This window comes from Allobosea lupini, assembly GCF_900109525.1.
GTDB lineage: Bacteria > Pseudomonadota > Alphaproteobacteria > Rhizobiales > Beijerinckiaceae > Allobosea > Allobosea lupini.
Genome location: NZ_FOAN01000001.1, coordinates 943904 through 967734 on the forward strand (window position 1 = coordinate 943904; position 23831 = coordinate 967734).

A 23831-nucleotide genomic window follows, 5' to 3' on the forward strand; every position below is an offset into this window, starting at 1 on the left:
AAGCGACGCAAAGCGCCGCAGCCCGAAAACCAGCGGAAATCAGTGGATTTTCGCTGCCAGCTCCAGCAGGCGCGCCCGCTCGGGCGGCTCCTGCAGGCCGCGCGGCTCATAGAGGTCGCGGCGCAGGAAAAAGCCGGTCAGGGCGAAGCCGGCAGCGATCTCGGCCGGCGCCGGCCGGCGCGCCCCCTGTCCCTCGCTCAGGAAGGGCGGCAAGGCGAGGAGCCGGTCGAGATAAGGCTCGGCCGCCTTGCGGCTGACCGCCTTGCCGGATTTCGGCGAGACATGGCTCAAGTCCTCACGCAGGCCGGTGACGGCGCAGCGTTCGAGCGAGAGCCCATAGCCGAGCTCGGACAGCATGGCGAGTTCGAAGCGCACCATCAGCGCCGGCGCGATCGCGATCTCGTCGAGATGGGCCAGCAGCACTGCCAGCCCCTCATAGAGACCCGGATGCGGATCGCGCTCCGGCAGCAGCCGCAGCAGGCCCGCGACATTGGCGAGGCCGTAGAGCGCGACCGGCTGGGCCATCAGCCTCGCCGCATGGGAGGTCAGGAGTTCGACCTTGTATTCGCCGAGATGCTCGTCGAGCCGCGCCCGCCAATTCAGCGAGACGAGATTGCCGGGCTGGAGCACCGGTTGCTGCTTGCTGGAGCGGCCACCGCGGACGAGGCCGAGATGGCGGCCATGGTCACGCGTCATCACCTCCAGGATCACGGCGCTCTCGCCATGACGCCTGACGCCGATGATCGTGCCCTCGTCGCTCCATTCCATGCAGCGGTGTTATGGTCCCACTCGTGCATAGGTCAAATGATGCGACTCGTCCCGGGCGGAGCGAAGCGGAGACCCGGGACCCATTCCGGAACCCCTTTCGGAAAAGCTCAGGAATGGATCCCGGATCGGCGCCGCTCCGCGGCTTGTCCGGGATGACTAATATTGTAAGGCGCTACGCCACGTACTGCGCGATGCCGCCGCCGAAGGACCAGTCCTCGCGCTTGACCTCGACGAGGTTGATGAAGATGTCGTCGGCCTTCAGGCCCGGCTCCTTCTGCAGGTTCTCGGCGATAGCGGCATAGAGCGCCTTCTTCTGGGTGACGCCACGGGTGTTGGCGACATTAAGCTGGATGATCACCAGGGCGTCGCTGCGGTTGAAGCCAAAAAAATTGTTGTCGAAGATGAACTCCTCGGCCTCGTGCTGGTGCACCACGGCAAAAAGGTCGTTCTCCGGCACCTCGAAGGTGGCGCGCAGGGCGCGATAGACGCCGTCGACGATGGCGGCGGGGTGCGAGGCCGGGCGGCCGCGGCGCATCGAAATCCGGATCAGAGGCATGACAGGCTCCATGTGGCAGGGGCGGTCTTTGCCGCCGACACTTGGAAACTAGGCTTGAAATCTTAATCTGAAAATCGTATTTTTGGCGATATCAATAATCGCGATTTCAGATTTATCATGAGCAACACACTCGACCTCGACGGCGTCGCCGCCTTCCTGCGCGCAGCGGAGTTCAGCAGCTTCACCCGCGCCGCCGAGGCGCTCGGCACGGCGCAATCGCTGGTCTCGACGCGCATCAAGAAGCTGGAGGAGGCGCTTGGCCAATTGCTGCTGCAGCGGCATCCGCGCCTCGTCCGGCTGACCGCCGAAGGTGAGCGCTTCCTGCCGGCGGCGCGTGACTTGATGGCGGCGCATGAGCGGGCGCTGACCTCGTTCCGGCAGGTCCAGGAGCGCATCACCATCGGCATCAGCGAGCAGGCGGTGGGAGCCGACGCCCCTGCCCTGCTGGCGCGGCTGGCCCGCCACGACCCTTCTCTGGTGATCGGGCTGCGCATCGAGCCCTCGGCGGCGCTCGATACGGCGTTCGAGCGCGGCGAGCTCGATGTCGCGGTGATCCGCCGGCTGGGCTCGGGCCGCACCGGCGAGGTGCTGCGCCGTGACGCCTTCGGCTGGTTCGGCGCGCCCTCGCTGACGAAGCCCAACGGGCCCGTGCCGCTGGTCAGCCTGATGCCGGAATGTCGCCTGCGCCGCCATGCCATGGAGGCGCTCGACAGCGCCGGCCTGCCCTGGCGCGAAGCCTTCATCGGCGGCGGCATGGCGGCGGTGCTGGCGGCGGTCGAAGGCGGCCTCGGCGTCTCGCCGCTGGCGGCCAGGATCGCCCCGCGCGGGGCGATCGATCTGGGGCCGGACTGGGGGTTGCCGGCGCTAGACACCTTCGAGGTGGTGCTGCGCAGCAATGTCGCCACGCCCCGCGCCAACGCCTTCGTCAGGGAGCTCGCGGCGGCGTTCCGGGCGGGGTGATTCAGGCCGCGTGCGCAAGCAAATAGGGTATGCGCGGGATCCCCTCTCCCGGATGGGAGAGGGGTAGGGGTGAGGGACCGCCGCGAATTATTGAAACTCAGCGGCGCCGCTGCGCCTTCTGCGGATAGGGCGGGCCCTCATCCCTACCCTTCTCCCACACGGGAGAAGGGTTCCCCGCGCCCGTGATCCCACCCTCGCGTCAAGCAACCGCGGCTCGACGCAGAGCATGACGCCTTTCTCTACGCCACGACCCTCTCGACCCTGCTGATCACGCGCTTCTCGCGCAGTTCGCTGATGATCGCGCTGAGGTGCTTCAGGTCCCAGACCGTCAGGTCGATGGTGACGTCGGTGAAATCCGGCGTCGGGCGCACCATCGAGACCGCGTCGATATTGCCGTCATGCTCGGCGATGGTGGTGGTGATCTGGGCGAGCGATCCCGGCTCGTTGATCGAGTTGAGCTGGATGCGCGCCGGAAAGCGCTGCGGGCGCTTGTCGTCGAGGTCCCAGCGCACGTCGAGCCAGCGCTCCGGCTCGTTGTCGAAGGCGGCGAGCGAAGGCGACTGGATCGGATAGATCGTCACCGCCTCGCCCGGCGTCAGGATGCCGACGATGCGATCGCCCGGCACGGCGCCGCCGCCCGGCGCGAAACGGACCGGCAGGTCGCCGCCGAGGCCGCGGATCGGGATCGCGTCGCTGCCGGGCGTCTCGTTCGGCAGCTTGAACTTGAGGTTCTCGCCCTGGCGCAGTTCGAACCAGCCCTTGCCGGAGGGCTTGGCCTTGGCGTCGCCGGTAGCGCCGCGCTTCTCCGGTTCGAGATCGGGGTAGACCGCCCGCACCACGTCGCCGGAGAACATCTCGCCGCGCCCGACCGCCGCCAGCACGTCGTCGACCGCCGTGCGGGCGAGCCGCTTCAACGCCGCCTTGAGCTTGTCGTCGGAGAACGGGCGCTCGGCCCGCATGAAGGCGCGCTCCAGAATCTGGCGGCCGAGGCCGGCATATTGCCGGCGCACGGCGACACGGGTGGCGCGGCGGATGGCGGCCCGGGCCTTGCCGGTGACCACCAGCGATTCCCAGGCGGCGGGAGGCGCCTGCCCCTCGGCGCGGGTGATCTCGACCTCGTCGCCGTTCTGGAGTTCGGTCAGCAGCGGCGCGATCCGCCCATTGATCTTGGCGCCGACAGCCGTGTTGCCGACATCGGTATGGACGGCATAGGCGAAGTCGATCGGCGTCGCCCCGCGCGGCAGTGCGATCAGGCGCCCCTTGGGCGTGAAGCAGAAGACCTGGTCGTGGAAGAGCTCGAGCTTGGTGTGCTCGAGGAACTCCTCGGGATTGTCGCCCTCGGCCAGGAGATCGACGGTGCGGCGCAGCCACTGATAGGCGCGGCTCTCGTCGGCGGCGGCGACGACCCCGGCGGTGCGCCCGTCCTTGTAGCGGGCATGGGCGGCGATGCCGAATTCGGCGACGCGGTCCATGCCGTCGGTGCGGATCTGCAATTCGACGCGCTGGCGGCCGGGACCGACGACGGTGGTGTGCAGCGAGCGGTAGTCGTTCTGCTTCGGCGTCGAGATGTAGTCCTTGTAGCGGCCTGGCACCATCGGCCAGGTCATGTGGACGATGCCGAGCACGCGATAGCAGTCCTCCGGCTTGTCGACGATGACGCGGAAGCCGAAAATATCGGAGAGCTGCTCGAAGGAGACGGATTTGCGCTCCATCTTCTTCCAGATCGAATAGGGCCGCTTGCGCCGGCCATAGACCTGCGCCTCGATGCCGCGTTCGGCGAGCTTGGCCTTGAGATCGCTCTCGATCTCGCCGATGACCTTGCCCTCGCGCTGGGTCACCTCTTCCAGCCGCTTGGTGATGGTGGCGTGCGCTTCCGGCTTGATATGGCGGAAAGCGAGCTCCTCCAGCTCCTCGCGCAATTCCTGCATGCCCATGCGGCCGGCGAGCGGCGCATAGATCTCGATCGTCTCCTCGGCGACGCGCAGGCGCTTCTCCGGCGGCACGTAATGCAGCGTGCGCATGTTGTGCAGCCGGTCGGCGAGCTTGACCAGCAGCACCCGGATATCGTCGACGATGGCGAGAAGCAGCTTGCGGAAGTTCTCGCCCTGCGCCGCCTTCTTGGAGACGAGGTCGAGCTTCTTGATCTTGGTGAGACCGTCGACGAGGCGGCGGATATCGGGCCCGAACAGGGTCTCGATTTCCTCCAGCGTCGCCTCGGTGTCCTCGACGGTATCGTGCAGGACGGCGGCGACGATTGTGGCGTCGTCGAGCTTGAGCTCGGTGAGGATCGCCGCGACTTCGAGCGGATGGGCGAAGAACGGGTCGCCAGAGGCGCGCTTCTGCGTCCCATGCGCACGCATGGCGTAGACATAGGCGCGGTTGAGCAGCTCCTCGTCGGTGTTCGGGTTGTAGCGCTTGACCCGGTCGACAAGCTCATATTGCCGCATCATGCCCATGCGGGCGCAACTCCACCGCTCAACTCGATTGGATTCGCTTCAATATCGACGATCGCGGCAGGTCGCGGCAAGATCAATCCGTCCGGTACAGGCATGAAAAAGCCCGGCAGGGCCGGGCTTTAGCAAACGTCATAAACGCTTTCCGACAGTTCAATCTTCGTCGTCGGCGCTCTCGGTCGGCGGGACGAGCCCGTCGAGACCGCGCAGCAGATCGTCTTCGCTCATCCGATCGAACTGGACTTCTGAATCGGGGGTGGCGACATGCGACTGCGAGGTCAGCAGCGGCACGGTGTCGGCCTCAGGCTCGTCGACCTCGACATGCTTCTGCAGCGAGTGGATCAGGTCTTCCTTGAGATCCTCGGGGGTGAGCTTCTCGTCGGCGATCTCGCGCAGGGCGACGACCGGGTTCTTGTCGTTGTCGCGCTGGACGAGGATCGAGGAGCCCGAGGCGATCATGCGGGCGCGGTGGCTCGCGAGGAGAACCAGCTCGAAGCGGTTCTCGACCTTGTCGATGCAGTCCTCAACGGTGACGCGAGCCATTCGCGGCTCCTTCTGATCGTGCGCGATGCGATGGAAAGGTTGAACGGCGCTCATACAGGTTGAAGCGGAGGGATGCAAGAATTTCGCTGCTGCCATGCGAGCGCGTCGGTCATTGCTTGAATGGGGCTCTCCAACTGTCTTCGCCGGAGGTTTCGGTTTGACCAGTTCCTCCCGCCCCCGCAGCCTGTCCGGTCGGTGCTTTTGCGGCGCGGTGTCCTACAGCGTTACAGACGCCTTCGACTACGCCATGAACTGCCATTGTTCGCAGTGCCGCCGGACCACCGGAGCCGCCTTCAAACCATTCGCCGGCATTGCGAGGCGGGGGCTCGACGTCACGCAGGGCGTCGACGCCCTGCTGCGCTATGGCAGCGACGAAGCCCATGACGTTCACTGCGGGCGGTGTGGCTCGCTGCTGTATTCCGTGGTCCGCAAGGGTGCTTTCGTCCATGTCACCCTGGGCACGTTGACCGACGCACCCAGCATCAGGCCGACGGCGCACATCTTCGTCGCTTCCAAGGCACCGTGGTTCGAAATCACCGATGCCCTGCCGCAATATGCCGAGTTCCCCGGCGGCCCGCTCATCGCATCCGGTTGACGATGGCGTCAGAGTCCGCGCATGCGGGCGACGAGCTCCTCGACCAGCGGCTCGCGATGCTCCGGCTGTGCCGGCATACGACCAGCCATCGCCGGCAGTTCCTCGGGTCGCTGCTCCAGGAAGCGCATACGCATCGTCGTCGCGACCGCCTCGCCGAAGGCGATCGCCTCGCGATTGCCGATCGAGGAGAGGAAGGCGATGGTGCTGGCCGAGGCATCGGCGATCGCGGCCCGGATGATCTCCTGATCGCGATCATTGCCGAGACGCATGGCGAAGACGGTCGAGCATTGCGACAGGATGGTCGGGTCGAGCTCGCCGGGACGCTGCGTCACGAGGCCGAGATAAGCGCCGTATTTGCGCCCCTCCTTGGCGATGCGGGCGATGGCCTGGCGCGTCGGCGCGAAGCCGAGCGCCTGATCCTGCGGCACATAGCGATGCGCCTCCTCGCAGAGCAGCAGGATCTCGTAGCTGCCGCGGCTCGCCATGGCGAGATCGAAGGCGAGCCGCGCCAGGCTGGACGCAACGGCGTTGACGACCTCCGAGGGCAGCCCGGCGAGCTGGAAGACGGTGATCGGCCGGCCCCGATGCGGAACGCGGAAGACCTGGCTGATCACCGGGGCGATCGTCTCCATGCTGTTGGCATGGGCGAAGAGGAAGCCGTAGCGCGGGTCGCCGTGCAACGTCTCCAGCCGCACCCTGAGCGCCCGCAGGGTCGTACGCGGATAACGCAGTTCGTGGAGACCGATCAGCTCGTCGATTGCCGCGAAGAGATCGGCGAGGCGATACGGCGCGGCGAGCTCGGCAGATCCGCTGGCGTCGGCCGGACGACGGGCGGCGCCGAACTCCAGCGGTCGCTTCAGCACGCTGCTGCCAAGATCGCGCGCCATGTCCTGCGGCGACACGGTGCGGTAGCGGCTGCGCGCAACGGCGATGACTTCGCGCAGGATCTCGGCCTCGTCCTCCAGCGGAGAGCGGCCGCGGAAGACGATGTCGGCGAATTCCTCGAAGCGGAACAGCCAGAACGGCAGGTCGAGCGTGCTCGCATCGATCCGCGCGGAGTTTTCGGGGAAGGCGTGGGCGTACTCGTTGTGGGGATCGAGGATCAGCACGCGCAGATTCGGCTTGGCCGCGACCGCCTTGCGCAGCATCAGCGCGACAGCGCTCGACTTGCCGACGCCGGTGGTGCCGAGCACGGCAAAATGCCGCGACAGCAGGCGCTCGATGTCGACGCTTGCCGCGACGCCCGCATCCTGCGTCAGACTACCGAGGACGATGCCCTTGCGCTGACCGAGATCGTGGATGCGCTCGAGGTCGCGCGAGCGGATGCGGTGCGCCGGCGCCCCGATCGGCGGATAGCTGGTGATGCCGCTGTCGAAGCGCGCAGTGCCGTTCTCGCCATCGACGACCTCGCCGAGCAGCTCGACCTCGACTGCTATGGAATTGCACCCGGCCTCGTTCCAGGCCGATTCCAACGCACGCATCTCGTAGACCAGGCCAACGATTCGGCTGGTGCCGAGATTGATCGAGAGCAGGCGGCCGATCGCACAGCCGTCCAGCGTGCCTGGCCCTGCCCCGGACGCGCTTGCCGCTATCGTGGCGCGCGCCCCCGAACAGGCAATCACGCGGCCGAGCGCTCGGTCGGACGACCGGTTCGCATCGCGCCGATCGGGGGTAACCTCGCTCTCGAACTGCCGATGGTTCGCGGGAAGCTGCATGAAAGGTCTGAAAACGCCCAAGGGAATTTTCGGAGGCTAGTTTCCAGGACTTAACAACAATCACGCCGCAGATTTCGCGCATCCTCCGATAACACACGCATTGCGTGCATCAATTGATCAAGAACGCTGACGGTGTCGATCACATTGCTTGCCTTGAACCGCTGCCGAGTGCGGCGTAGACGGCAGAGGACGGAGGGGCGACCATGACCGAGAACCGCTTGCGCCTTGGCGTGAACATCGACCATGTCGCGACCGTGCGAAATGCCCGCGGCGGCGCCCTGCCCGATCCGGTGCGTGCCGCCCTTCTCGCAGTGGCCGCCGGCGCCGACGGCATCACCGCCCATCTGCGCGAAGACAGACGCCATATCCGCGACGCCGACATGGCAAGGTTGGCAACCGAATTGTCCAAGCCGCTCAATTTCGAGCTGGCCGCGACGGAGGAGATGATCGGCCTCGCCGAGAGATTCAAACCGCATGCCGCATGCCTGGTCCCCGAGAAGCGCGAGGAACGCACCACCGAGGGCGGGCTCGATGTCGTCGGCCAGGCGCAGGTGCTCGCTGCCCCGATCGCCCGCCTAAAGGCTGCGGGTTGCCGCGTATCGCTGTTCATCGAGGCTGACGAGGCGCCGATCGCGATGGCGGCGAAACTCGGTGCCCCCGTGGTCGAGCTGCATACCGGCACCTGGTGCCACGCCGTGGCGGACGGCCATGCCGCCAAGGCGCAAGCCGAGTTCCAGCGGCTCGCCAATGGCGCAGCCTTTGCCGCCTCGCTGGGCCTCGAAGTCCATGCCGGCCATGGGCTCGACTACGACACCGCCCGAAAGCTCGCCGGGGTCGCCGATTTCGTCGAGTTCAACATCGGCCATTTCCTGATCGGCGAAGCGATCTTCGTCGGGCTTGAAACGGCCATCGCCGTGATGCGGCGAGCGATGGACGAAGGACGTGCGGCCAGCTAGACCGCTGGCATGATCCTCGGCATCGGCTCCGATCTCTGCGACATCCGTCGTATCGAGAATTCGCTCGCCCGCTTCGGCGAGCGTTTCACGCAGCGCATCTTCACGCCGGGCGAGCAGGCGAAATCCGATCGCCGCGCCACTCGCGCGGCGTCCTATGCCCGTCGCTTCGCCGCCAAGGAGGCCTGCTCGAAGGCGCTCGGCACCGGCATTCGCTCCGGCGTGTTCTGGCGCGACATGGAGGTGGTGAACCTGCCGAGCGGGCGGCCGACCATGCGGCTGACCGGGGGCGCCGCAGCGCGTCTCGCGCAGATGGTACCGCCGGGCCATGAGGCGGTCGTGCATGTCTCGCTGACCGACGATCCGCCTCTGGCCCAGGCCTTCGTGGTGATCGAGGCCAGGCCGATCCGGGCCTGACCTCGTTTCGCATAGCGCTATTCGGCGGGAGCCGGGTTGACGCCGGTGATCTGGCCCTTCGGCTCGTCGCTCAGCCAGCGGTAGAGAGCGCCGCCGAGCACGCCGCCGATGATCGGGGCAACCCAGAACAGCCAGAGCTGCTGCAAAGCCCAGCCGCCGACGAAAAGCGCCGGGCCGGTAGAGCGCGCCGGGTTCACCGAGGTGTTGGTGACCGGGATGCTGACCAGGTGGATCAGGGCGAGGCCGAGGCCGATGGCGAGCGGGGCGAAGCCGGCCGGCGCCTTGCCATGGGTCGCGCCCATGATGATGAACAGGAACATCATGGTCATCACCACCTCGGTCAGGAAGGACGAGGCCAGGCCGTATTTGCCGGGGGAGTGCTCGCCATAGCCGTTCGAGGCGAAGCCCTTGGCGAGATCGAAGCCGGGCGCACCGACTGCGATGAAGTAGAGCACGGTGGCGGCGAGGATGGCGCCGACGACCTGGGCGACGATGTAGGGCACCACCTGACCGGTCGGGAAGCGCCCGCCGGCGGCGAGGCCGATCGTGACGGCCGGGTTGAGATGGCAGCCGGAGATATGGCCGATCGAGTAGGCCATGGTGACGACGGTCAGACCGAACGCTAGCGAGACGCCAAGCAACCCGATGCCGACTTGCGGAAAGCCCGCCGCGATCACGGCGCTGCCGCAGCCCGCGAAAGTCAGCCAGAAGGTTCCGATCGCCTCTGCGACATAATTTCTCGTGCTCATGCCGATTCCCCCCCTTGGTTGCAATCACGGGACTGTGATCGCAGGCGGACCCAGCGTCAATCTGGCGCAGACGCAGGGGGTCGCGGAGGGCAGCGTTTCGCCAAGGCCCCGGCCTAAGGCCGGGCATGCCTTCGGCAGCGCTTGCAGAGGCACCCTGCACTGAGGACACCACCTCGGGGCTTTTCGGCGACGGCCGATAGGAGTATCGGCACAGCATGCCTTCGGCCCGTGCAAGGGCCGTCTCTTCTTCCATATCGCCTTGTCATATCACGCGTTCGTTGTCCGCCGCCCGATAGTCGGCTAGACCGCGCAATCGAAACGCATCCAGCAGGAGCCCCCGCGTGGCGAACGACGCCGAGATCAAAAGCAAGACCAAGGACGAAGGCGGCATCCTCGAGACGGTCAAGGTCGTCGTCCAGGCGCTGCTGATCGCCCTGGTGATCCGCACCCTGCTGTTCCAGCCCTTCAACATCCCCTCGGGCTCGCTGATCCCGACGCTGCTGATCGGCGACTACCTGTTCGTCTCGAAATACACCTACGGCTATTCGAAGCACTCGATGCCGTTCAGCCCGCCGCTGTTCCAGGGCCGGGTCTGGGCCGCGGAGCCCAAACGCGGCGACATCGCGGTGTTCAAGCTGCCGAGCGACGGATCGACCGACTACATCAAGCGCGTCATCGGCCTGCCGGGCGACCGCATCCAGATGATCGACGGCATCCTGCACATCAACAACGCGCCGGTGAAGCGAGAGCGCATCGCCGATTTCGTCACCACCGACGCCTGGGGCCGCTCGGCGCCCGTGATCCAGTATCGCGAGACCCTGCCGAACGGGGTCAGCCACAACATCATCGAGCGCGAGGGCGACACTGGCACCTTCGACAACACCCCAGTGTTCACGGTGCCCGCCGGCCATTTCTTCATGATGGGCGACAATCGCGACAACTCGCTCGATTCGCGCGACCGCAGCGTCGGCTATGTGCCGTTCGAGAACTTCGTCGGCCGCGCCGAGATCATCTTCTTCTCGATCGACGAGGGCGCGTCGGCCTGGCGCATCTGGGAGTGGCCCTGGACGGTGCGCTGGAACCGCATGTTCTCGACGATCAAGTGAGCAAGCCCAGCGATAGCGGCCGCAAGCTGCCCGAACTCTCGCGGCTCGAGGACAGGCTCGGCTACCGCTTCCGCGACCGGACCTTGCTAGAGACGGCGCTCACCCATATGAGCGCCGATCCGCGCCGGCTCGCGAGCTATCAGCGGCTCGAATTCCTCGGCGACCGCGTGCTCGGTCTCTCGATCGCCGACATGCTGTTCACCACCTACCCGCAGGCTGAGGAAGGCGACATGTCGCGCCGCCTCGCCGACCTGGTCCGCAAAGAGACCTGCGCGGCGGTGGCGGGCGCCTGGGACGTCGGCCCGCATCTTCGCCTCGGCGAGGGCGAGATCCTTTCCGGCGCGCGCAAGAACAAGGCGATCCTGGCCGATGCCTGCGAGGCGATCATCGGTGCCGTCTTCATCGACGGTGGCTATGATGCCGCGCGCAAGCTGGTAGAAGCCGGCTTCGGCGAGCGGCTGCTGACGCCGGTCACGCCCTTGCGCGACGCCAAGACCGCGTTGCAGGAATGGGCGCAGGGCCAGGGCCATCCGACGCCGACCTATGCCGAGCGCGGCCGCTCCGGCCCCGACCATGCGCCGATCTTCCGGATCGCGGTAAGAATCGGCTCGCTGGTGGAAGCAGAGGCCGAAGGCCGCTCGAAGCGACTGGCCGAGCAGGCGGCGGCCGAAGCCTTCCTGCGGCGGCAGGGATTGTGGAACGAAGGGGCGGAGGCCGACCATGGCTGAGGGCGACCAGCAAACCCGCTGCGGCTTCGTCGCGCTGATCGGCGCGCCCAATGCCGGCAAGTCGACGCTGCTGAACCAGCTCGTCGGCGCCAAGATCTCGATCGTTTCGCGCAAGGTGCAGACGACGCGCACGCAGGTCCGCGGCATCGCCCTCTCCGGCCCGACACAGATCATCTTCGTCGACACGCCCGGCATCTTCGCGCCCAAGCGCCGGCTCGACCGCGCCATGGTGACGAGCGCCTGGGGCGGTGCAACCGATGCCGACCTGATCGGCGTGCTGATCGATGTCGGCCGCTTCGACCATGAGGAGAACACCGCGCTGCTGGAAAGGCTCGCCCAGCTGAAGCAGCCGAAGTTCCTGATCCTCAACAAGATCGACACGATCCCGAAGGAGAAGCTGCTCGCCATCACCGTAGCAGTAAACGAGCAGTCCAAGTTCGAGACGACCTTCATGGTCGCGGCGCTGACCGGCTATGGCGTCAAGGACATCCTCGCCTGGCTGGAGAGCCGGCTGAAGCCCGGTCCCTGGCTCTATCCTGAGGATCAGATCTCGGATGCGCCGCTGCGCTTCCTTGCCGCCGAGATCACCCGCGAGAAGATCTTCGAGCGGCTGCACGACGAGCTTCCCTATCGCTCGACCGTCGAGACCGAGAGCTGGCAGCAGCGCCCGGACGGCTCGGTCAGGATCGAGCAGACGATCTATGTCGAGCGCGAAGGCCAGCGGAAGATCGTGCTCGGCGAAGGCGGCCAGACGATCAAGGCGATCGGCCAGAAGGCGCGCGTCGAGATCGCCGAAGCGGCCGAGGCGAAGGTGCACCTCTTCCTTTTCGTCAAGGTCCGCGAGAATTGGAGCGACGATCCGGAGCGCTATCGCGAGATGGGATTGGACTTTCCAAAAAGCTGAATATTGCAGCGCTCGCACGTGAAAATGGTAAAATCTGCTCCCAATCTTGCGCGGTACGCCACATTCACCACATAAGCGCCGAAGGATCGCTCGATTTGGAGCGTCAGCCTGACATTATTCGACCCAGATCCGTGCCGATTCTTATTGATCGACCGTATTTAAGCCAGGAGCCATTGCATGGCAGGTGAACCGCGTATCGCGCTCTTCATCGACGGAGCTAACCTCTACGCGACGTCGAAGCAGCTCGGCTTCGACATGGACTATCGACGCCTGCTCAAGGAATTCCAGGGACGCGGCAATCTGATACGTGCCTTCTACTTCACAACACTTGTGGAAAGCGAAGAGTACACCTCGATCAGACCGCTGGTCGACTGGCTCGACTACAACGGCTACCGCGTCGTCACCAAGGCTGCCAAGGAGTTTACCGACGCGACCGGCCGCCGGCGCGTCAAGGGCAACATGGACATCGAGCTCGCCATCGAGATGCTCGAGCTCGCCCCCCATCTCGACCAAATCTACCTGTTCTCCGGCGATGGCGATTTCCGCCCGCTGGTCGAGGCGGTCCAGCGCAAGGGCGTCAAGGTCTCGGTGGTCTCGACCATCAACACCAATCCGCCGATGGTCGCCGACGATCTGCGCCGGCAATGCGACGAGTTCGTCGAACTCGCCAGCCTGATGCAGAAGGTCGGCCGCGACCCGGCCGAGCGTGCGGCGCGCGCGCCCGGCGCCGGTAATCCGGGGCTGGAGCGGCGCTACGGCATCCGCCAGGGGGACGAGCTGCCGGAAGGTTGAACCTGCCCTGCCCTGTCGCGTTGTCGATGCAGGGAGCAGCGACCTTGAGCCGCGGGCACTTGACCGCAGCTGCGGCTCGCGCAACCTCTGTTTCCGCAACGACACCCGGAGGGCACGCCTTGGAACGCCGCAGCTTTCTCACCGGCCTCGCCGCCGGTTCAGCCTTCGTGATTGCCCGTCCGGCGCTGGTCCTGGCGCAGGCGGCCCCTGCGCCGGCACCCGCCGCTCCGCCGCCGGTCTTCACACTGCCGAAGCTCTCTTACGCCTACGAGGCGCTGGAGCCGACCATCGACGCGCAGACCATGCGCATCCACCATTCGCTGCACCATCAGGCTTATGTGAACGGCGCCAACGCGGCCGCGGGCCAGTGGGAAGCGCTGCGCACCACGCCGATCGAGACGGTGCTCGCCGATCTCAGCGTTGCCCCGGATAATGTCCGCACCGCCGTGCGCAACAATGTCGGCGGGCACTGGAACCACAGCTTCTTCTGGGAGCTGATGACGCCGGGCGGCGCGCAGCAGCCCGGCGCGGAGCTGAAGAGCGCGATCGACGGCGCCTTCGGTTCGATGCTCGAGCTGGTGCAGAAGGTCAATCAGGCCGGCGCGACGCGCTTCGGTTCGGGCTGGGCCTGGCTCGTCGTCGACAAGGACAAGAAGCTCGCCATCATCTCGACGGCCAACCAAGATACGCCGCTGGAGCTAGGCGCCAAGGCCGTGCTCGGCATCGACGTCTGGGAGCACGCCTACTACCTGAAGTACCAGAATCGCCGACCCGAATACCTCGCCGCCTGGTGGAAGACGGTGAACTGGGACAAGGCGAACGAGAACTTCAAGAAGGCGATGGGCTGACAGAGGGAACTTGCCCAGACCTCTCCCGTCACGGTTGCAACGGAAAAAGGGGGGCAGTTCCATGTCGGATGTCAGCGCGATCGCGCGCGCCTGCTACGAAGCTTATGTCGACAAGGATCGGGCAGCGATCGAAGCCCTGCTCGACGAGGACTTCCATTTCACCAGCCCGCTCGACAATCGCCTCGATCGCGCGACCTATTTCGAGCGCTGCTGGCCGAACAGCGAGCGCATCCGCGCCTGCACGTTCAAGCACCTGATCGCGAGCGGCGAGACGGTCTTCGTGACCTATGAGGGCGAAGGCCGCGACGGCAAGGGCTTTCGCAACACCGAGATCCTGACAATCCGGAACGACAGGATCGTCGAGGTCGAGGTCTATTTCGGCTGGTCGCTGCCTCACTCGGCGCCAGAGGGAGGTTTTGTCGAGCCTGACGGGCTGACCGCCGGATAGGCATGAATTGGGCGCCTATCCGCCCGTCTTCAGGATGCGCGCCTTGTCGCGGTTCCAGTCGCGGGCCTTCTCGGTCTCGCGCTTGTCGTGCAGCTTCTTACCCTTGCCGAGGCCGAGCTCGACCTTCGCCCGGCCCTTGTCGTTGAAATAGACCTTGAGCGGGATGACGGTGTAGCCCTCGCGCTGGATCGCGCCCATCAGCTTGTCGATCTGGCGGCGGTGCAGCAGCAGCTTACGCGGCCGGCGGACATCGTGGTTGAAGCGGTTGGCTTCGAGATATTCCGGGATATGGGCGTTGAACAGGAAGAGCTCGGTGCCCATCGGCCCGGCATAGCTCTCGCCGATCGTCGCCTTGCCGCCGCGCAGCGACTTGATCTCGGTGCCCTGGAGGGCGATGCCGGCTTCCAGCGTCTCGGTGATGGCATAGTTGTAGCGCGCCTTGCGGTTGTCGGCCGCAAGCTTGTAGCGCTCGGGATCGGGCTTACTCATCGAAACACTCCGGCAACCGGCGGCCGCAAATAGCGGGACCGATCACCTTACTTAAGCATTCAGCAGGCCGGCGTGAACCATGGCGCTGCGAATGACCTCGCCGGTCGCCGGCGTCACCGGCATCAGCGGCAGACGGACTTCCTCCTCGATCCGGCCAAGACGCTTCAGACCGTGTTTGGCGCCGGCGAGGCCGGGCTCCTTGAAGATGGCGTCGTGCAGCGGCACCAGCCGGTCCTGGATCTTCAGGGCACCGGCATAGTCGCCCTTGAGCGCGCAAGCCATCAGGTCGGCGCAGAGCTTGGGCGCGACATTGGCGACGACCGAGATGCAGCCATGGCCGCCGGCAGCCATATAGGCCAGCGCGGTCATATCCTCGCCCGAGAGCTGGATGAAATCGGGGCCGAGCACATGGCGCTGAAGCGAGACACGCGCGAGATTGGCCGTCGCATCCTTCACGCCCGCGATGTTCTTGAGCTCGTAGAGGCGCGCCATGGTCTCGACCGACATGTCGACCACCGAGCGCGGCGGGATGTTGTAGATGATGATCGGGATGCCGATCGCGTCGTTCACCGCCTTGAAGTGCTGGTACATGCCTTCCTGGGTCGGCTTGTTGTAATAGGGCGTGACCACGAGCACGGCCTGGGCGCCCGCCTTCTCGGCGTGCTTTGCCAGCGAGATCGCCTCGGTGGTGTTGTTCGAGCCGGCGCCGGCGATGACCGGCACCCTGCCCCTGGCCTGGTCGATGACGATCTCGGTGACTTGGCCGTGCTCGTCATGGCTGAGCGTCGGGCTTTCGCCGGTGGTGCCGACCGGAACGAGCGCGGTCGAGCCGCTCTCGATCTGCCAGTCGACCAAAGCGCGCAACGTCGCCTCGTCGATCTTGCCGCCCTTGAACGGCGTCACCAGCGCGGGCATCGAACCGGTGAGTGGCGCATGCTTGGTCATGGACGGTCCTGAAAACGACAAAGTTCGGCGTGAAACGGGCGACAGACATAGCCTTTCAGCCGCAGTCCGCAAAGCCGGCAACCCATCAAAAATCGTGGCGGCATGGTTAGGACTTCATAAAGCTCCCTGCGGGAGCATGGCCTACTGCTACGATCCGGCTTGCTTGGGGGGACCCCTTGATGGCGCTATCGCCGGGCCGACGGTTCTTCGGAGCTGGCCTGACGCTTATCCTCGTTGCTGTTGGACCCTGCTCCGCGGGCCCTGACGGCTCGCACCCATTGCAGATCGAGCGCCTGGCGCGCGTCAATACGAGCGACGATCCCGGACCTGCGAGCGTCGATGTCGGCGTGACGGCCTCGCTCGCGCCGCAGACCGAGCCGCCTGCGTCGCCCGTGCCGCCAGCCACGATCCTTCGGCCGGAGGAGCGCATCGATCTCGAGCCGCTGAAGAAGGCCGTGGCGGCCTATCGCGCCGGAAAGCTGGAGGATGGCGACGCCATCGCCCGCGGCATCGACGACAAGGCGGTGCGCGGCATGCTCGAATGGGTGGCGCTGCGCAGCCTCGCCAATGTCGTCAGCTTCGAGCGCATCGCCGAATTCCTCGACGCCTTCCCGAACTATCCCGGTACGACGCCGTTCCGCCGGCGCGCCGAAGCAGCGCTGCTCACCGACCGGCGCTCGCCCGAGACCGTGCGTGCCTTCTTCCACGGCCGCGAGCCGATCAGCCCCGCCGGACGCGTCGCGCTGGCGCGAGCCCTCGCCGCCGAGGGCAAGGCGAACGAGGCACTGGCGCTGGCGCGCCGGATCTGGCTCAAGGACCATCTCGGCGCCGGGCTCGAGAAGATCGTGCTCGACAATTTCGGCGAGAAGCTCACCGTCGCCGACCATCGCCTGCGCACCGAGCGCTATCTCTTCGCCGGCAAGAGCGAAGAGGCGCTGCGCAACGCGGCACGCGTCTCGCAGGACTATGTCGCACTGGCCAAGGTCCGGCTCGCCAGCGCCAAGGCCAAGGGCCCGATCGCGCAAAAGCAGATCGACGCGGTGCCGGCCGCCCTGAAGAAGGACATCTCCTTCGCTTTTCTGCAGGCGCAGCAGGCGCGCCGCTCCGGCAAGCCGGCCGATGCGGCCAAGGCGATCGCCGAGGTGCCGCGCGACCCAGGCGTGCTCGGCGACGGCGATGGCTGGTGGGAGGAGCGCCGGCTGATTGCCCGCAAGCTGCTCGACGACGGCGACGCCAAGGGCGCCTATGCGGTCGCGTCCGGCCATGGCGCCGAGGATGCAGCCGAGCGCATCGACGCCGAATGGCATGCGGGCTGGATCGCGCTGCGCTTCGAGAAGGATGCTGAGCGGGCAGCCAAGCATTTCGCCGAAGCCGCCAAGATCGCGGAGACGCCGATCTCTGTAGCCCGCGCCACCTATTGGCAAGGCCGTGCCGCCGATGCGCTGAACAAGAGCGATGAGGCCAGGACCTTCTACGCCCGCGCCGCCGAGCACCCCGTCGCCTATTACGGCCAGCTCGCCCGCGCCCGCCTCGGCCTCACCGACCTGCCGGTCCGGCGCACCATCGCGGCGCCGCTGGCGCATCTGCCTGGCTTCAAAGCGGCCAAGCTGCTCTATGCGATCGAGGCACCCGATCTCGCCGGCCAATTGCTGATCGACCTGTCGCAGCGCCTGCACGATGCCGCCGCGCTCGAGGCGATCGCCGATATCGCGCGCCAGCGCGCCGACGCCAGGACCCTGCTGACCATCGGCAAGATTTCGCTGCAGCGCGGCTTCCCGCTCGACGAGGCCGCCTTCCCGACCTTCGGCGTACCGGAATTCCCGTCGGTTGGCGATCCGATGGAGCGCGCCATCGTCCACGCGATCGCCCGCCAGGAAAGCGCCTTCGATCCGGGCGCGGTCTCGCATGCCGGCGCGCTCGGGCTGATGCAGATGATGCCGGCAACGGCGCGCGAGACGGCGCGACGGGCGCAGATGCCCTTCGAGCTCGACAAGCTGACCAAGGACCCGCTCTATTCGGCCAAGATGGGCGCGGCCCATCTCAACGACCTGCTCGGCGACTGGCGCGGCTCCTATATCCTGACCTTCGCCGCCTATAATGCCGGCTCCGGCAATGTGAAGAAGTGGATCGCCGCCTATGGCGATCCACGCACGCCCGAGGTCGATGCCGTCGACTGGGTCGAGCGCATCTCCTTCACCGAGACCCGCAACTATGTGCAGCGGGTGATGGAAAACCTGCAGGTCTATCGCCAGCGCCTCAACCAGCGCACGGCCTATATGATCGACTACGATCTGAAGCGCGGCAGCAAGCGGGATTGAGCGCCTGACCGCTGCGCCGCGCTATTCCGCGACCAGTCGTGCATGCGCCCGCACCGGGAAGGTGCCCATGCCGCTGATCTTGGGCGGAACGGCGGAAAAGCGGAAACCGGAGGCCGGCAGCCCGCCCAGCCCGGTGAGATGCTCCACGATCGGGATATCGGCGCCGAGCAGGACGGAGTGCACCGGCCGGGCCCCACCGGCGGTGTCGTCGATATTCAGTGAATCGATCCCGACGAGCACGGCGCCCTGGTCGCGCAGATAGAGAGCCGCCTTCTCGGTCAGGAACGGATGCCCTTCGAAATAGGCGTCCGTGCGCCAGTGCCGGTCCCAGCCGGTATGGACGAGCACCGCATGTCCGGTGCACGCGACAGGGACGAAATGGTGCCAGTCGATCGCCCGCCCGGCCGCGCCTTCGACCCGAACCACGACGGCCGGCACATCCGACACACGCCGCAGCTGCAGCCCCGCCAGGTCGTGGCCAGTGGCATAGCGGTGGAACGGCATATCGATATAGGTGCCGGTATTGGCAACCATGTCGATGCGGCCGATCTGAAACTCGGTGCCTTCGGCATAGAACTCGCGCGACTTGCCCCGGGAAAGATGGTCGCAGATCAGCGGGGCAGGCATCTCCTTGTAAGTGATCATCCCCGACTCGATCGTATGGCTGAGATCGACGAAAAGGTCGTCGAGCCGTTGCACCACCGCGTCCGGCGACTGCGGCGCCCGCTTGTGACGCTCTTCTATGATCACCTTGTTGAGAATGCGGACCTCGCCAACCATCAGCAGGCGCAGGTCCTTGATGATGTAGGCCGCAAGCTCGTCGTCCGAGATATCGTCACCGGCAATGTCGAGACGAAAATCCTGCCCCTGAATGCCTCCGCCATTGGAGAAGGCCACCTCGAAATCGAAACAGACCCGCTTGTCGACCATGGCCCCCTCGCTGCTGGCGATGCCGCGCGCTCGAACGAGCGCATGACGCTCCCGCATTGTCCATGCGGACCCCTGCAAGGCTCATTATGCAGACAGGCATAGCCGCGAGCCGGCCAGGCCTGCTTTCCTGTCGCTTGCGGCCGTGATTAAGGTGCGGGCTGGCGACGACGCGTTCGAGATTATGATGACCGCCTATACCGGCTTCCGCTCCCTCTTCATCAGCGCCCGCGACGGGCTGAAGCTGCACATCCGCGAGTATGGGCCACAGGCGGCGCCAAACCTCCCGATCGTCTGCCTCGCGGGGTTGGCGCGCACCTCCGCCGATTTCCACGAGCTCGCGCTGGCGCTGGCGGAAGACGGGCCGAGGCGTGTCTTGGCGCTCGACTATCGCGGCCGCGGCCGCTCCGACTACGCCAAGGACTGGCACGACTACGACATCCGCGTCGAACTCGACGATCTCATGCAGGTCCTGGCAGCGACCGGCGTCGAAGAGGCCGTTTTTGTCGGCACGTCGCGCGGCGGGCTCCTGACCATGGCTCTCGGCGCGGCACGGCCTGCAGCGATCCGCGGCGCCGTTCTCAACGATGTCGGGCCGGTGATCGACGCGCGTGGCCTGCTGCGCATCCGCGGCTATGTCGGCAAGCTGCCGACGCCGCGCAGCTTCGCCGAAGGCGCCGAGATCCTGAAGCGGCTCTCGGACCAGCAGTTCCCGCTCTTCGGCGAGGCCGAATGGGAGATCATGGCGCGCCGGACCTGGACCGAGCGCAACGGCGCGCTGGTCCCGGACTATGATCCGCGCCTGCTCAAGACGCTGGAGGAGCTCGACCTCGAAGCGCCCCTACCCGAGCTCTGGCCTTATTTCGCGGCGCTGAACCATGTCCCGGTGCTGGCGATCCGCGGCGAGAATTCCGACCTGCTGGCGGAAAAGACGCTGGACGAGATGGGCCGGCGCCATCCGCGCTGCGAGACCTTCACCGCGCCGGGCCAGGGTCATGCACCTTTGCTCGGCAGCAAGGACATGGTCCGCCGCATCGGCCGGCTGATCGCGAAGGCGGAGAAGCAGGCGGCCTGAGCCGCTCAGCGCTTCCTCTTGCGGCGCTTCGCCTTGACCGCCCGCGAATGCTCGGTCTCGCCGCCGCCGGCGAGGATCTTCGCCTCGGCCTGCCACTGCTCCGCGACATCGCGGCCCGGGAAGCCGGTGTGATGGGCGAGGAAACGCAGTTCGTCCGGTCCCAGCGCGACGATCTGGTCGAAATGCCAGATGCCGAGCGTGTTCAGGGTCTCGGCGATCGCCGGACCGATGCCATCGATCAGGCCGAGATCGTCCGGCTTGCCGCCGCGAGCGCCCGGCAGGAGGTTGCTCGGGCGCTTGCCTTCGAGCGCCGCTCCGGAGAGCGGGATCGCCGTCACCGGCTCGACCGTCGTCGCGGTTCGTGCCAGCGCAGCCGCCTGTGCCACCCAGCCCTCGCGCTCGATCCGCCCCGGGAAAGCGAGATAAGTGCCGACCCACTCGACGTTTTCAGGGGTCCAGGCGGCGATCTGGCTGAAATGCCAGATTCCGAGCGCGTGCAGGCGCGCCTCGTTCTGCGGGCCGATTCCCTTGATCAGCTTGAGATCGTCGGCCTGCCCGCCGTGGGCGGCGATGAAGCCGGCCGGGCGCTTGCCGGCGATCGCATCCTCGCCCTCCACCTTCGGCATGGGAGCCGGCTCGCCCGTCGCTGCCTCGCTGGCCTTGACCTTCGCGACCGGTGGGCGAAGAGCCGGAGCAGGCTGCGGCAAGGCAAGGCGGGGTGCCGGGGCGGCAAGCACCGGGAGCGCCTCGCCTTCACCGGCGAACAGGCTGCCGATCAGGCAGCCGGCGGCATAGGCGAGCAGATAGAGCAGCGCCGTCTCGATCCAGAACGCCGCCTGATCGTTGACGAGCCGAAGCCAGACCAGCGCCGCCAGCGCGGCCCAGAGCATGGCGAGGCCGAGGACCGGGCCGCCAGCGAAACCACGCGGGCCGCCGCGGCCGGTCAGCCAGCCAAAGACGAGGCCCATCGCGAAGGCGGCGAGGAGAAACCAGGCGAACTGGGTCGCGAGATAGAGCATCGCTCCCTCCTTACTTCGCCACGGTGAACTGGACGCGGCGGTTCTTCACCCGCGCCTCCGGATCGCCATGGGCTACCAGCGGACGGTCTGTGCCGTAGCCCTTGACCTCGAGTTGGGCCGGCCCGATGCCGCGACGGATCAGCTCCTCGCGGACCCGCAGCGCCCGCCGGCTCGACAGATCGAGATTGTTGAAGCCGCTGCGCTCGCCGTCGAGATTGGCATGGCCCTCGATGGTGACACGCGAGGCCGGGCACTGCTTGAGGATGGCGGCAGCCTCCGTCATCGCCCGCTCGGTCACCGGATCGAGCGTCACGACCGCCGTGCCTTGGCCGAACATCACGTAGTAGCGCTGGGTCAGCGCATCGAGCTCGTTCTGGCAGTTGCTCGGCGGATCGATGACGCAGCCGGTCTGGCGCATGCCGATCTCGGCCTTGCCGGAGAAGCTGTCCGGCAAGCCGCTCGCCAGATTGGTCTGCACCTCGTCGCGGATCAGCGCGCGGCAGGTCAAACCGCGGACATTGACCTCGCGATCGACTACGCTGGCCGAGCCCAGATCGAGCCGCAGCAGGTCCTGGACCGCGCCGCGCGCCGCAACCCCGAATCCGGTCGGAGCCGCCGGCAGAATCTCGGTCTCGTCGCTGATGCGACCGCGCAAGGGCGAGGCCTCGATCAGAGCCGCGATGGCGTCCTTCGCCGCGGCGTCGGGCAGATAGCCGCTGAGATAGCCGCCGGATCTGTCGATCGAGGCGCTGAAGCCATAGCTGCGCAGGGTGAGCGCGGGCCGGCCCGAGAGCGAGAGCCCGGCCGGCAAGGCCTTGCCTTTCAGAGCGTCGTCCAAGACCTGCCAGCCGGCCTTGTCCGCAGCCGCGCCAGTGAGGCTGAGTGCAGAACCCGCCAGCGAGACACTGCCCTGCGCCATCCTGCCGAGGAGTCCGAGGGCGAAGCGGGTCGCCTCGCCATAATCGGGACCGCCGCGCTGACCAGCTTCGATCACAGTCCGATCGATGACCTCGCCGCCGGACAACGCCGCGCGCGCCGCCTCCAGTGCAGCCGCCTTGGCCGCAGCGTCGGGCGCGGCACCGGACAGGACGATACCGCTTTCGGACTTCTCGGCCCGCCATTGCAGCGGCCGCGGGGCGATAGGCGGCGCTGGCCGCGGCTCGGCGGTTGCAGCGGGACCAGGCGCGGCAGGGATCGGATTGACCGGAGCCGATGGCTGGCTGGCCGGAGCCGATGGCTGGCTGGCCGGAGCAGGCACGCTCGGTGTTGCCGGCCCGGTCGGCGGCACGTCGACCGATGGAACCGGCGCAGGCTCGCTCTTAGGCGCCGGCGGCGGAGGTGGCGGGCAAGTGACGCTGGCGAGCGCGACAGAATCGGGACCGTCGCCTTGCGCGATGTTCAGCTTCAGTGCCTCGCAGGCCTCGTAACCGTCCGGTCCCTGTCCGGAGATGCGATAGGCGGCGCCATCGAGCTCGACCTTGCCGCTGCGCAGACGAGCGAGATCGGCGACGGCACGCGCCACCCTGCTCGCAAAAGCAGGCGGCTCGCCAGCAGCCTGCAGCATGCGATCGGTCACGGCTCCGGCGGAGGAGAAAGTGCGGCCGAGCAACGCTCCGATCTCGCGACGCGCCGCATCGGAGGGGTAGTAGCCGGTGACCGTGACGGCGCCGGACGCGGTCTTTTCCGCGCTCCAGCGATAGGGACTCACCGTCGCCGGGCTGAGCATGCAGTCGACGCGCGTGAAGCCTTTCGGCGACGCGCTGGCAGCGCCCTCGCGCAAGGATTGGAAGCTCTGCGGCGTCGCAGCCGTGCCTTCGACGCAATAGCGAGTGTCGTCTAGCGCGACCTTGCCGGTGGAGAGCTGGCCGAGGTCGCGCATCAGCTGGGCTGCGAGCTCGGCGAAACCGACGGGGGCTCCGAACGCGACCTTCTGCTGGTCGTCGACCTTGAACCCCGGGCCCAGCGCCCGCGCCGCCGCCAGCGTCGCCATGGCCGTCGCCTCGTCGGGCACGAATCCGGACAACGTCACGAGATTGCCCTGCCGCGTCGCTGACCAGCTATAGGGTTTCTGAGCGATGACCTGAGTCAGCCCGCCCAGCACGCGCCGGACGCCGAATTCCGATTGAAGCTGGGCCAGCGCCTTGCTCGCGCCATCGGCCGTGACAGCCTCGCCATCCAGATAGACGTCGCGCCCGCTGACGCGGACCGAGACGCCGCGCGCGCCCGCGGCTGACCCGGCGACCGCGCTCGCCGCAAGCGCCCTCGCCTCGATATCACGGCGGACGGGCTCGGTGTTCAGCGCATTGGCGGCCGCCCAGACCAAGGACAGCGGAACGAGCCCCCAGAGCCACCCGGCCTGCCGCGCCATGCCGAAATCCCCGCCTCGTCCTCGGGCCGCACGCGTCGAATCCCGACGCTCGCAACCTGTTCCAATCACGCCCTATCGTATCCCTGAGTCAAGCAAGGGACCGCCCCAGCCCTTGTGACGATCAGATGGGTTTTTGCGCTGCGAATATCGGCCCA

At 66.8% G+C, this 23831-nt stretch carries 23 protein-coding genes; 12 read left to right on the forward strand and 11 right to left on the reverse strand.

Annotated features, from left to right (window positions below; genetic code table 11):
- Window positions 1-39: 39 nt before the first annotated feature.
- Window positions 40-768 carry a DNA repair protein RecO gene (gene recO / locus BMZ21_RS04620; protein WP_091830146.1) on the reverse strand — a complete coding sequence of 243 codons (729 nt, stop codon included), beginning with the start codon at window positions 766-768 and terminating at the stop codon, window positions 40-42.
- A gap of 172 nt (window positions 769-940) precedes the next feature.
- Window positions 941-1324, reverse strand: coding sequence for a tautomerase family protein (locus BMZ21_RS04625; RefSeq protein ID WP_091830148.1), 384 nt, complete (start codon window positions 1322-1324; stop codon window positions 941-943).
- Window positions 1325-1441: 117 nt separating this feature from the next.
- Here BMZ21_RS04625 and BMZ21_RS04630 point away from each other — a divergent pair, with 117 nt between their 5' ends.
- Complete coding sequence (locus tag BMZ21_RS04630; RefSeq protein ID WP_091830150.1) at window positions 1442-2284, forward strand: LysR substrate-binding domain-containing protein; 843 nt, start codon at window positions 1442-1444, stop codon at window positions 2282-2284.
- Window positions 2285-2523: 239 nt separating this feature from the next.
- On the opposite strand, the gene BMZ21_RS04635 is transcribed toward BMZ21_RS04630, so the two are convergent.
- Both BMZ21_RS04635 and rpoZ read right to left on the reverse strand, forming a co-directional pair.
- Window positions 2524-4734, reverse strand: coding sequence for a RelA/SpoT family protein (locus tag BMZ21_RS04635; protein ID WP_091830622.1), 2211 nt, complete (start codon window positions 4732-4734; stop codon window positions 2524-2526).
- 156 nt (window positions 4735-4890) lie between these two features.
- Window positions 4891-5280 carry a DNA-directed RNA polymerase subunit omega gene (rpoZ, locus tag BMZ21_RS04640; protein ID WP_057192190.1) on the reverse strand — a complete coding sequence of 130 codons (390 nt, stop codon included), beginning with the start codon at window positions 5278-5280 and terminating at the stop codon, window positions 4891-4893.
- A 157-nt stretch (window positions 5281-5437) separates the two neighbouring features.
- Here rpoZ and BMZ21_RS04645 point away from each other — a divergent pair, with 157 nt between their 5' ends.
- On the forward strand, window positions 5438-5875 hold the full coding sequence (locus BMZ21_RS04645) for a GFA family protein (protein WP_244543691.1): 438 nt from the start codon (window positions 5438-5440) through the stop codon (window positions 5873-5875).
- Between the two features lie 8 nt (window positions 5876-5883).
- On the opposite strand, the gene BMZ21_RS04650 is transcribed toward BMZ21_RS04645, so the two are convergent.
- The gene (locus tag BMZ21_RS04650; protein WP_091830155.1) at window positions 5884-7590 is read right to left on the reverse strand and encodes an ATP-binding protein; all 1707 of its coding nucleotides are present in this window, start codon (window positions 7588-7590) and stop codon (window positions 5884-5886) included.
- A 203-nt stretch (window positions 7591-7793) separates the two neighbouring features.
- On the opposite strand from BMZ21_RS04650, the gene BMZ21_RS04655 reads away from it, so the two are divergent.
- Both BMZ21_RS04655 and acpS read left to right on the forward strand, forming a co-directional pair.
- Window positions 7794-8546, forward strand: a complete 753-nt coding sequence (locus BMZ21_RS04655; protein ID WP_091830157.1) for a pyridoxine 5'-phosphate synthase — start codon at window positions 7794-7796, stop codon at window positions 8544-8546.
- Between the two features lie 9 nt (window positions 8547-8555).
- A complete protein-coding gene (gene acpS / locus BMZ21_RS04660; protein ID WP_091830159.1) occupies window positions 8556-8960 on the forward strand; it encodes a holo-ACP synthase in 405 nt (134 codons plus the stop codon).
- Window positions 8961-8977: 17 nt separating this feature from the next.
- Here acpS and aqpZ read toward each other — a convergent pair whose 3' ends face one another.
- Window positions 8978-9709, reverse strand: coding sequence for an aquaporin Z (gene aqpZ / locus BMZ21_RS04665; protein ID WP_091830161.1), 732 nt, complete (start codon window positions 9707-9709; stop codon window positions 8978-8980).
- Between the two features lie 341 nt (window positions 9710-10050).
- On the opposite strand from aqpZ, the gene lepB reads away from it, so the two are divergent.
- The 6 genes from lepB (at window position 10051) to BMZ21_RS04695 (ending at window position 14535) form a co-directional block, all read left to right on the forward strand.
- Window positions 10051-10815: a signal peptidase I gene (gene lepB / locus BMZ21_RS04670; protein ID WP_091830163.1), complete on the forward strand. Its 765-nt coding sequence runs from the start codon at window positions 10051-10053 to the stop codon at window positions 10813-10815.
- Window positions 10812-11543 carry a ribonuclease III gene (gene rnc / locus BMZ21_RS04675; protein WP_208862214.1) on the forward strand — a complete coding sequence of 244 codons (732 nt, stop codon included), beginning with the start codon at window positions 10812-10814 and terminating at the stop codon, window positions 11541-11543. The genes lepB and rnc overlap by 4 nt, the downstream gene beginning before the upstream one ends.
- Window positions 11536-12447 carry a GTPase Era gene (era, locus tag BMZ21_RS04680; protein WP_091830167.1) on the forward strand — a complete coding sequence of 304 codons (912 nt, stop codon included), beginning with the start codon at window positions 11536-11538 and terminating at the stop codon, window positions 12445-12447. Before rnc ends, era begins: the two co-directional genes overlap by 8 nt.
- A gap of 177 nt (window positions 12448-12624) precedes the next feature.
- Window positions 12625-13239 (forward strand): LabA-like NYN domain-containing protein, encoded by a 615-nt coding sequence (locus BMZ21_RS04685; protein WP_091830169.1) that lies wholly within the window; start codon window positions 12625-12627, stop codon window positions 13237-13239.
- A 119-nt stretch (window positions 13240-13358) separates the two neighbouring features.
- Complete coding sequence (locus tag BMZ21_RS04690) at window positions 13359-14087, forward strand: superoxide dismutase (protein ID WP_425285403.1); 729 nt, start codon at window positions 13359-13361, stop codon at window positions 14085-14087.
- Between the two features lie 61 nt (window positions 14088-14148).
- Window positions 14149-14535, forward strand: a complete 387-nt coding sequence (locus tag BMZ21_RS04695; protein ID WP_091830174.1) for a nuclear transport factor 2 family protein — start codon at window positions 14149-14151, stop codon at window positions 14533-14535.
- A 15-nt stretch (window positions 14536-14550) separates the two neighbouring features.
- Here BMZ21_RS04695 and smpB read toward each other — a convergent pair whose 3' ends face one another.
- Window positions 14551-15024: an SsrA-binding protein SmpB gene (gene smpB, locus BMZ21_RS04700; RefSeq protein ID WP_091830177.1), complete on the reverse strand. Its 474-nt coding sequence runs from the start codon at window positions 15022-15024 to the stop codon at window positions 14551-14553.
- A 51-nt stretch (window positions 15025-15075) separates the two neighbouring features.
- Window positions 15076-15969 carry a 4-hydroxy-tetrahydrodipicolinate synthase gene (gene dapA, locus BMZ21_RS04705; protein ID WP_091830179.1) on the reverse strand — a complete coding sequence of 298 codons (894 nt, stop codon included), beginning with the start codon at window positions 15967-15969 and terminating at the stop codon, window positions 15076-15078.
- Between the two features lie 278 nt (window positions 15970-16247).
- Here dapA and BMZ21_RS04710 point away from each other — a divergent pair, with 278 nt between their 5' ends.
- On the forward strand, window positions 16248-18287 hold the full coding sequence (locus BMZ21_RS04710) for a lytic transglycosylase domain-containing protein (RefSeq protein ID WP_091830181.1): 2040 nt from the start codon (window positions 16248-16250) through the stop codon (window positions 18285-18287).
- A gap of 21 nt (window positions 18288-18308) precedes the next feature.
- Here BMZ21_RS04710 and BMZ21_RS04715 read toward each other — a convergent pair whose 3' ends face one another.
- Window positions 18309-19217, reverse strand: a complete 909-nt coding sequence (locus BMZ21_RS04715; RefSeq protein ID WP_091830624.1) for a cyclase family protein — start codon at window positions 19215-19217, stop codon at window positions 18309-18311.
- Window positions 19218-19401: 184 nt separating this feature from the next.
- Between BMZ21_RS04715 and BMZ21_RS04720 the strand changes: the two genes are divergently transcribed.
- Window positions 19402-20289 (forward strand): alpha/beta fold hydrolase, encoded by an 888-nt coding sequence (locus BMZ21_RS04720; RefSeq protein ID WP_091830183.1) that lies wholly within the window; start codon window positions 19402-19404, stop codon window positions 20287-20289.
- Window positions 20290-20294: 5 nt separating this feature from the next.
- Here the strand turns inward: BMZ21_RS04720 and BMZ21_RS04725 are convergent, their stop codons facing one another.
- Together BMZ21_RS04725 and BMZ21_RS04730 are read right to left on the reverse strand one after the other, a co-directional pair.
- Entirely contained in the window at window positions 20295-21308 is a 1014-nt protein-coding gene (locus tag BMZ21_RS04725) for a hypothetical protein (protein ID WP_091830185.1), read from the reverse strand.
- A gap of 10 nt (window positions 21309-21318) precedes the next feature.
- On the reverse strand, window positions 21319-23676 hold the full coding sequence (locus BMZ21_RS04730) for an OmpA family protein (RefSeq protein WP_091830187.1): 2358 nt from the start codon (window positions 23674-23676) through the stop codon (window positions 21319-21321).
- Between the last annotated feature and the right edge of the window lie 155 nt (window positions 23677-23831).

Excerpts from the sequence above, each read along its gene's own strand:
- BMZ21_RS04630 (WP_091830150.1), top strand. The coding sequence starts at position 1,442 with ATGAGCAACACACTCGACCTCGACGGCGTCGCCGCCTTCCTGCGCGCA.
- BMZ21_RS04655 (WP_091830157.1), top strand. The coding sequence starts at position 7,794 with ATGACCGAGAACCGCTTGCGCCTTGGCGTGAACATCGACCATGTCGCG.
- era (WP_091830167.1), top strand. The coding sequence starts at position 11,536 with ATGGCTGAGGGCGACCAGCAAACCCGCTGCGGCTTCGTCGCGCTGATC.
- recO (WP_091830146.1), bottom strand. The coding sequence starts at position 768 with ATGGAATGGAGCGACGAGGGCACGATCATCGGCGTCAGGCGTCATGGC.
- BMZ21_RS04625 (WP_091830148.1), bottom strand. The coding sequence starts at position 1,324 with ATGCCTCTGATCCGGATTTCGATGCGCCGCGGCCGCCCGGCCTCGCAC.
- BMZ21_RS04730 (WP_091830187.1), bottom strand. The coding sequence starts at position 23,676 with ATGGCGCGGCAGGCCGGGTGGCTCTGGGGGCTCGTTCCGCTGTCCTTG.
- BMZ21_RS04725 (WP_091830185.1), bottom strand. The coding sequence starts at position 21,308 with ATGCTCTATCTCGCGACCCAGTTCGCCTGGTTTCTCCTCGCCGCCTTC.
- smpB (WP_091830177.1), bottom strand. The coding sequence starts at position 15,024 with ATGAGTAAGCCCGATCCCGAGCGCTACAAGCTTGCGGCCGACAACCGC.
- BMZ21_RS04695 (WP_091830174.1), top strand. The coding sequence starts at position 14,149 with ATGTCGGATGTCAGCGCGATCGCGCGCGCCTGCTACGAAGCTTATGTC.
- BMZ21_RS04720 (WP_091830183.1), top strand. The coding sequence starts at position 19,402 with ATGACCGCCTATACCGGCTTCCGCTCCCTCTTCATCAGCGCCCGCGAC.
- BMZ21_RS04685 (WP_091830169.1), top strand. The coding sequence starts at position 12,625 with ATGGCAGGTGAACCGCGTATCGCGCTCTTCATCGACGGAGCTAACCTC.
- aqpZ (WP_091830161.1), bottom strand. The coding sequence starts at position 9,709 with ATGAGCACGAGAAATTATGTCGCAGAGGCGATCGGAACCTTCTGGCTG.
- dapA (WP_091830179.1), bottom strand. The coding sequence starts at position 15,969 with ATGACCAAGCATGCGCCACTCACCGGTTCGATGCCCGCGCTGGTGACG.
- BMZ21_RS04715 (WP_091830624.1), bottom strand. The coding sequence starts at position 19,217 with ATGGTCGACAAGCGGGTCTGTTTCGATTTCGAGGTGGCCTTCTCCAAT.
- acpS (WP_091830159.1), top strand. The coding sequence starts at position 8,556 with ATGATCCTCGGCATCGGCTCCGATCTCTGCGACATCCGTCGTATCGAG.
- BMZ21_RS04650 (WP_091830155.1), bottom strand. The coding sequence starts at position 7,590 with ATGCAGCTTCCCGCGAACCATCGGCAGTTCGAGAGCGAGGTTACCCCC.
- BMZ21_RS04635 (WP_091830622.1), bottom strand. The coding sequence starts at position 4,734 with ATGATGCGGCAATATGAGCTTGTCGACCGGGTCAAGCGCTACAACCCG.
- rpoZ (WP_057192190.1), bottom strand. The coding sequence starts at position 5,280 with ATGGCTCGCGTCACCGTTGAGGACTGCATCGACAAGGTCGAGAACCGC.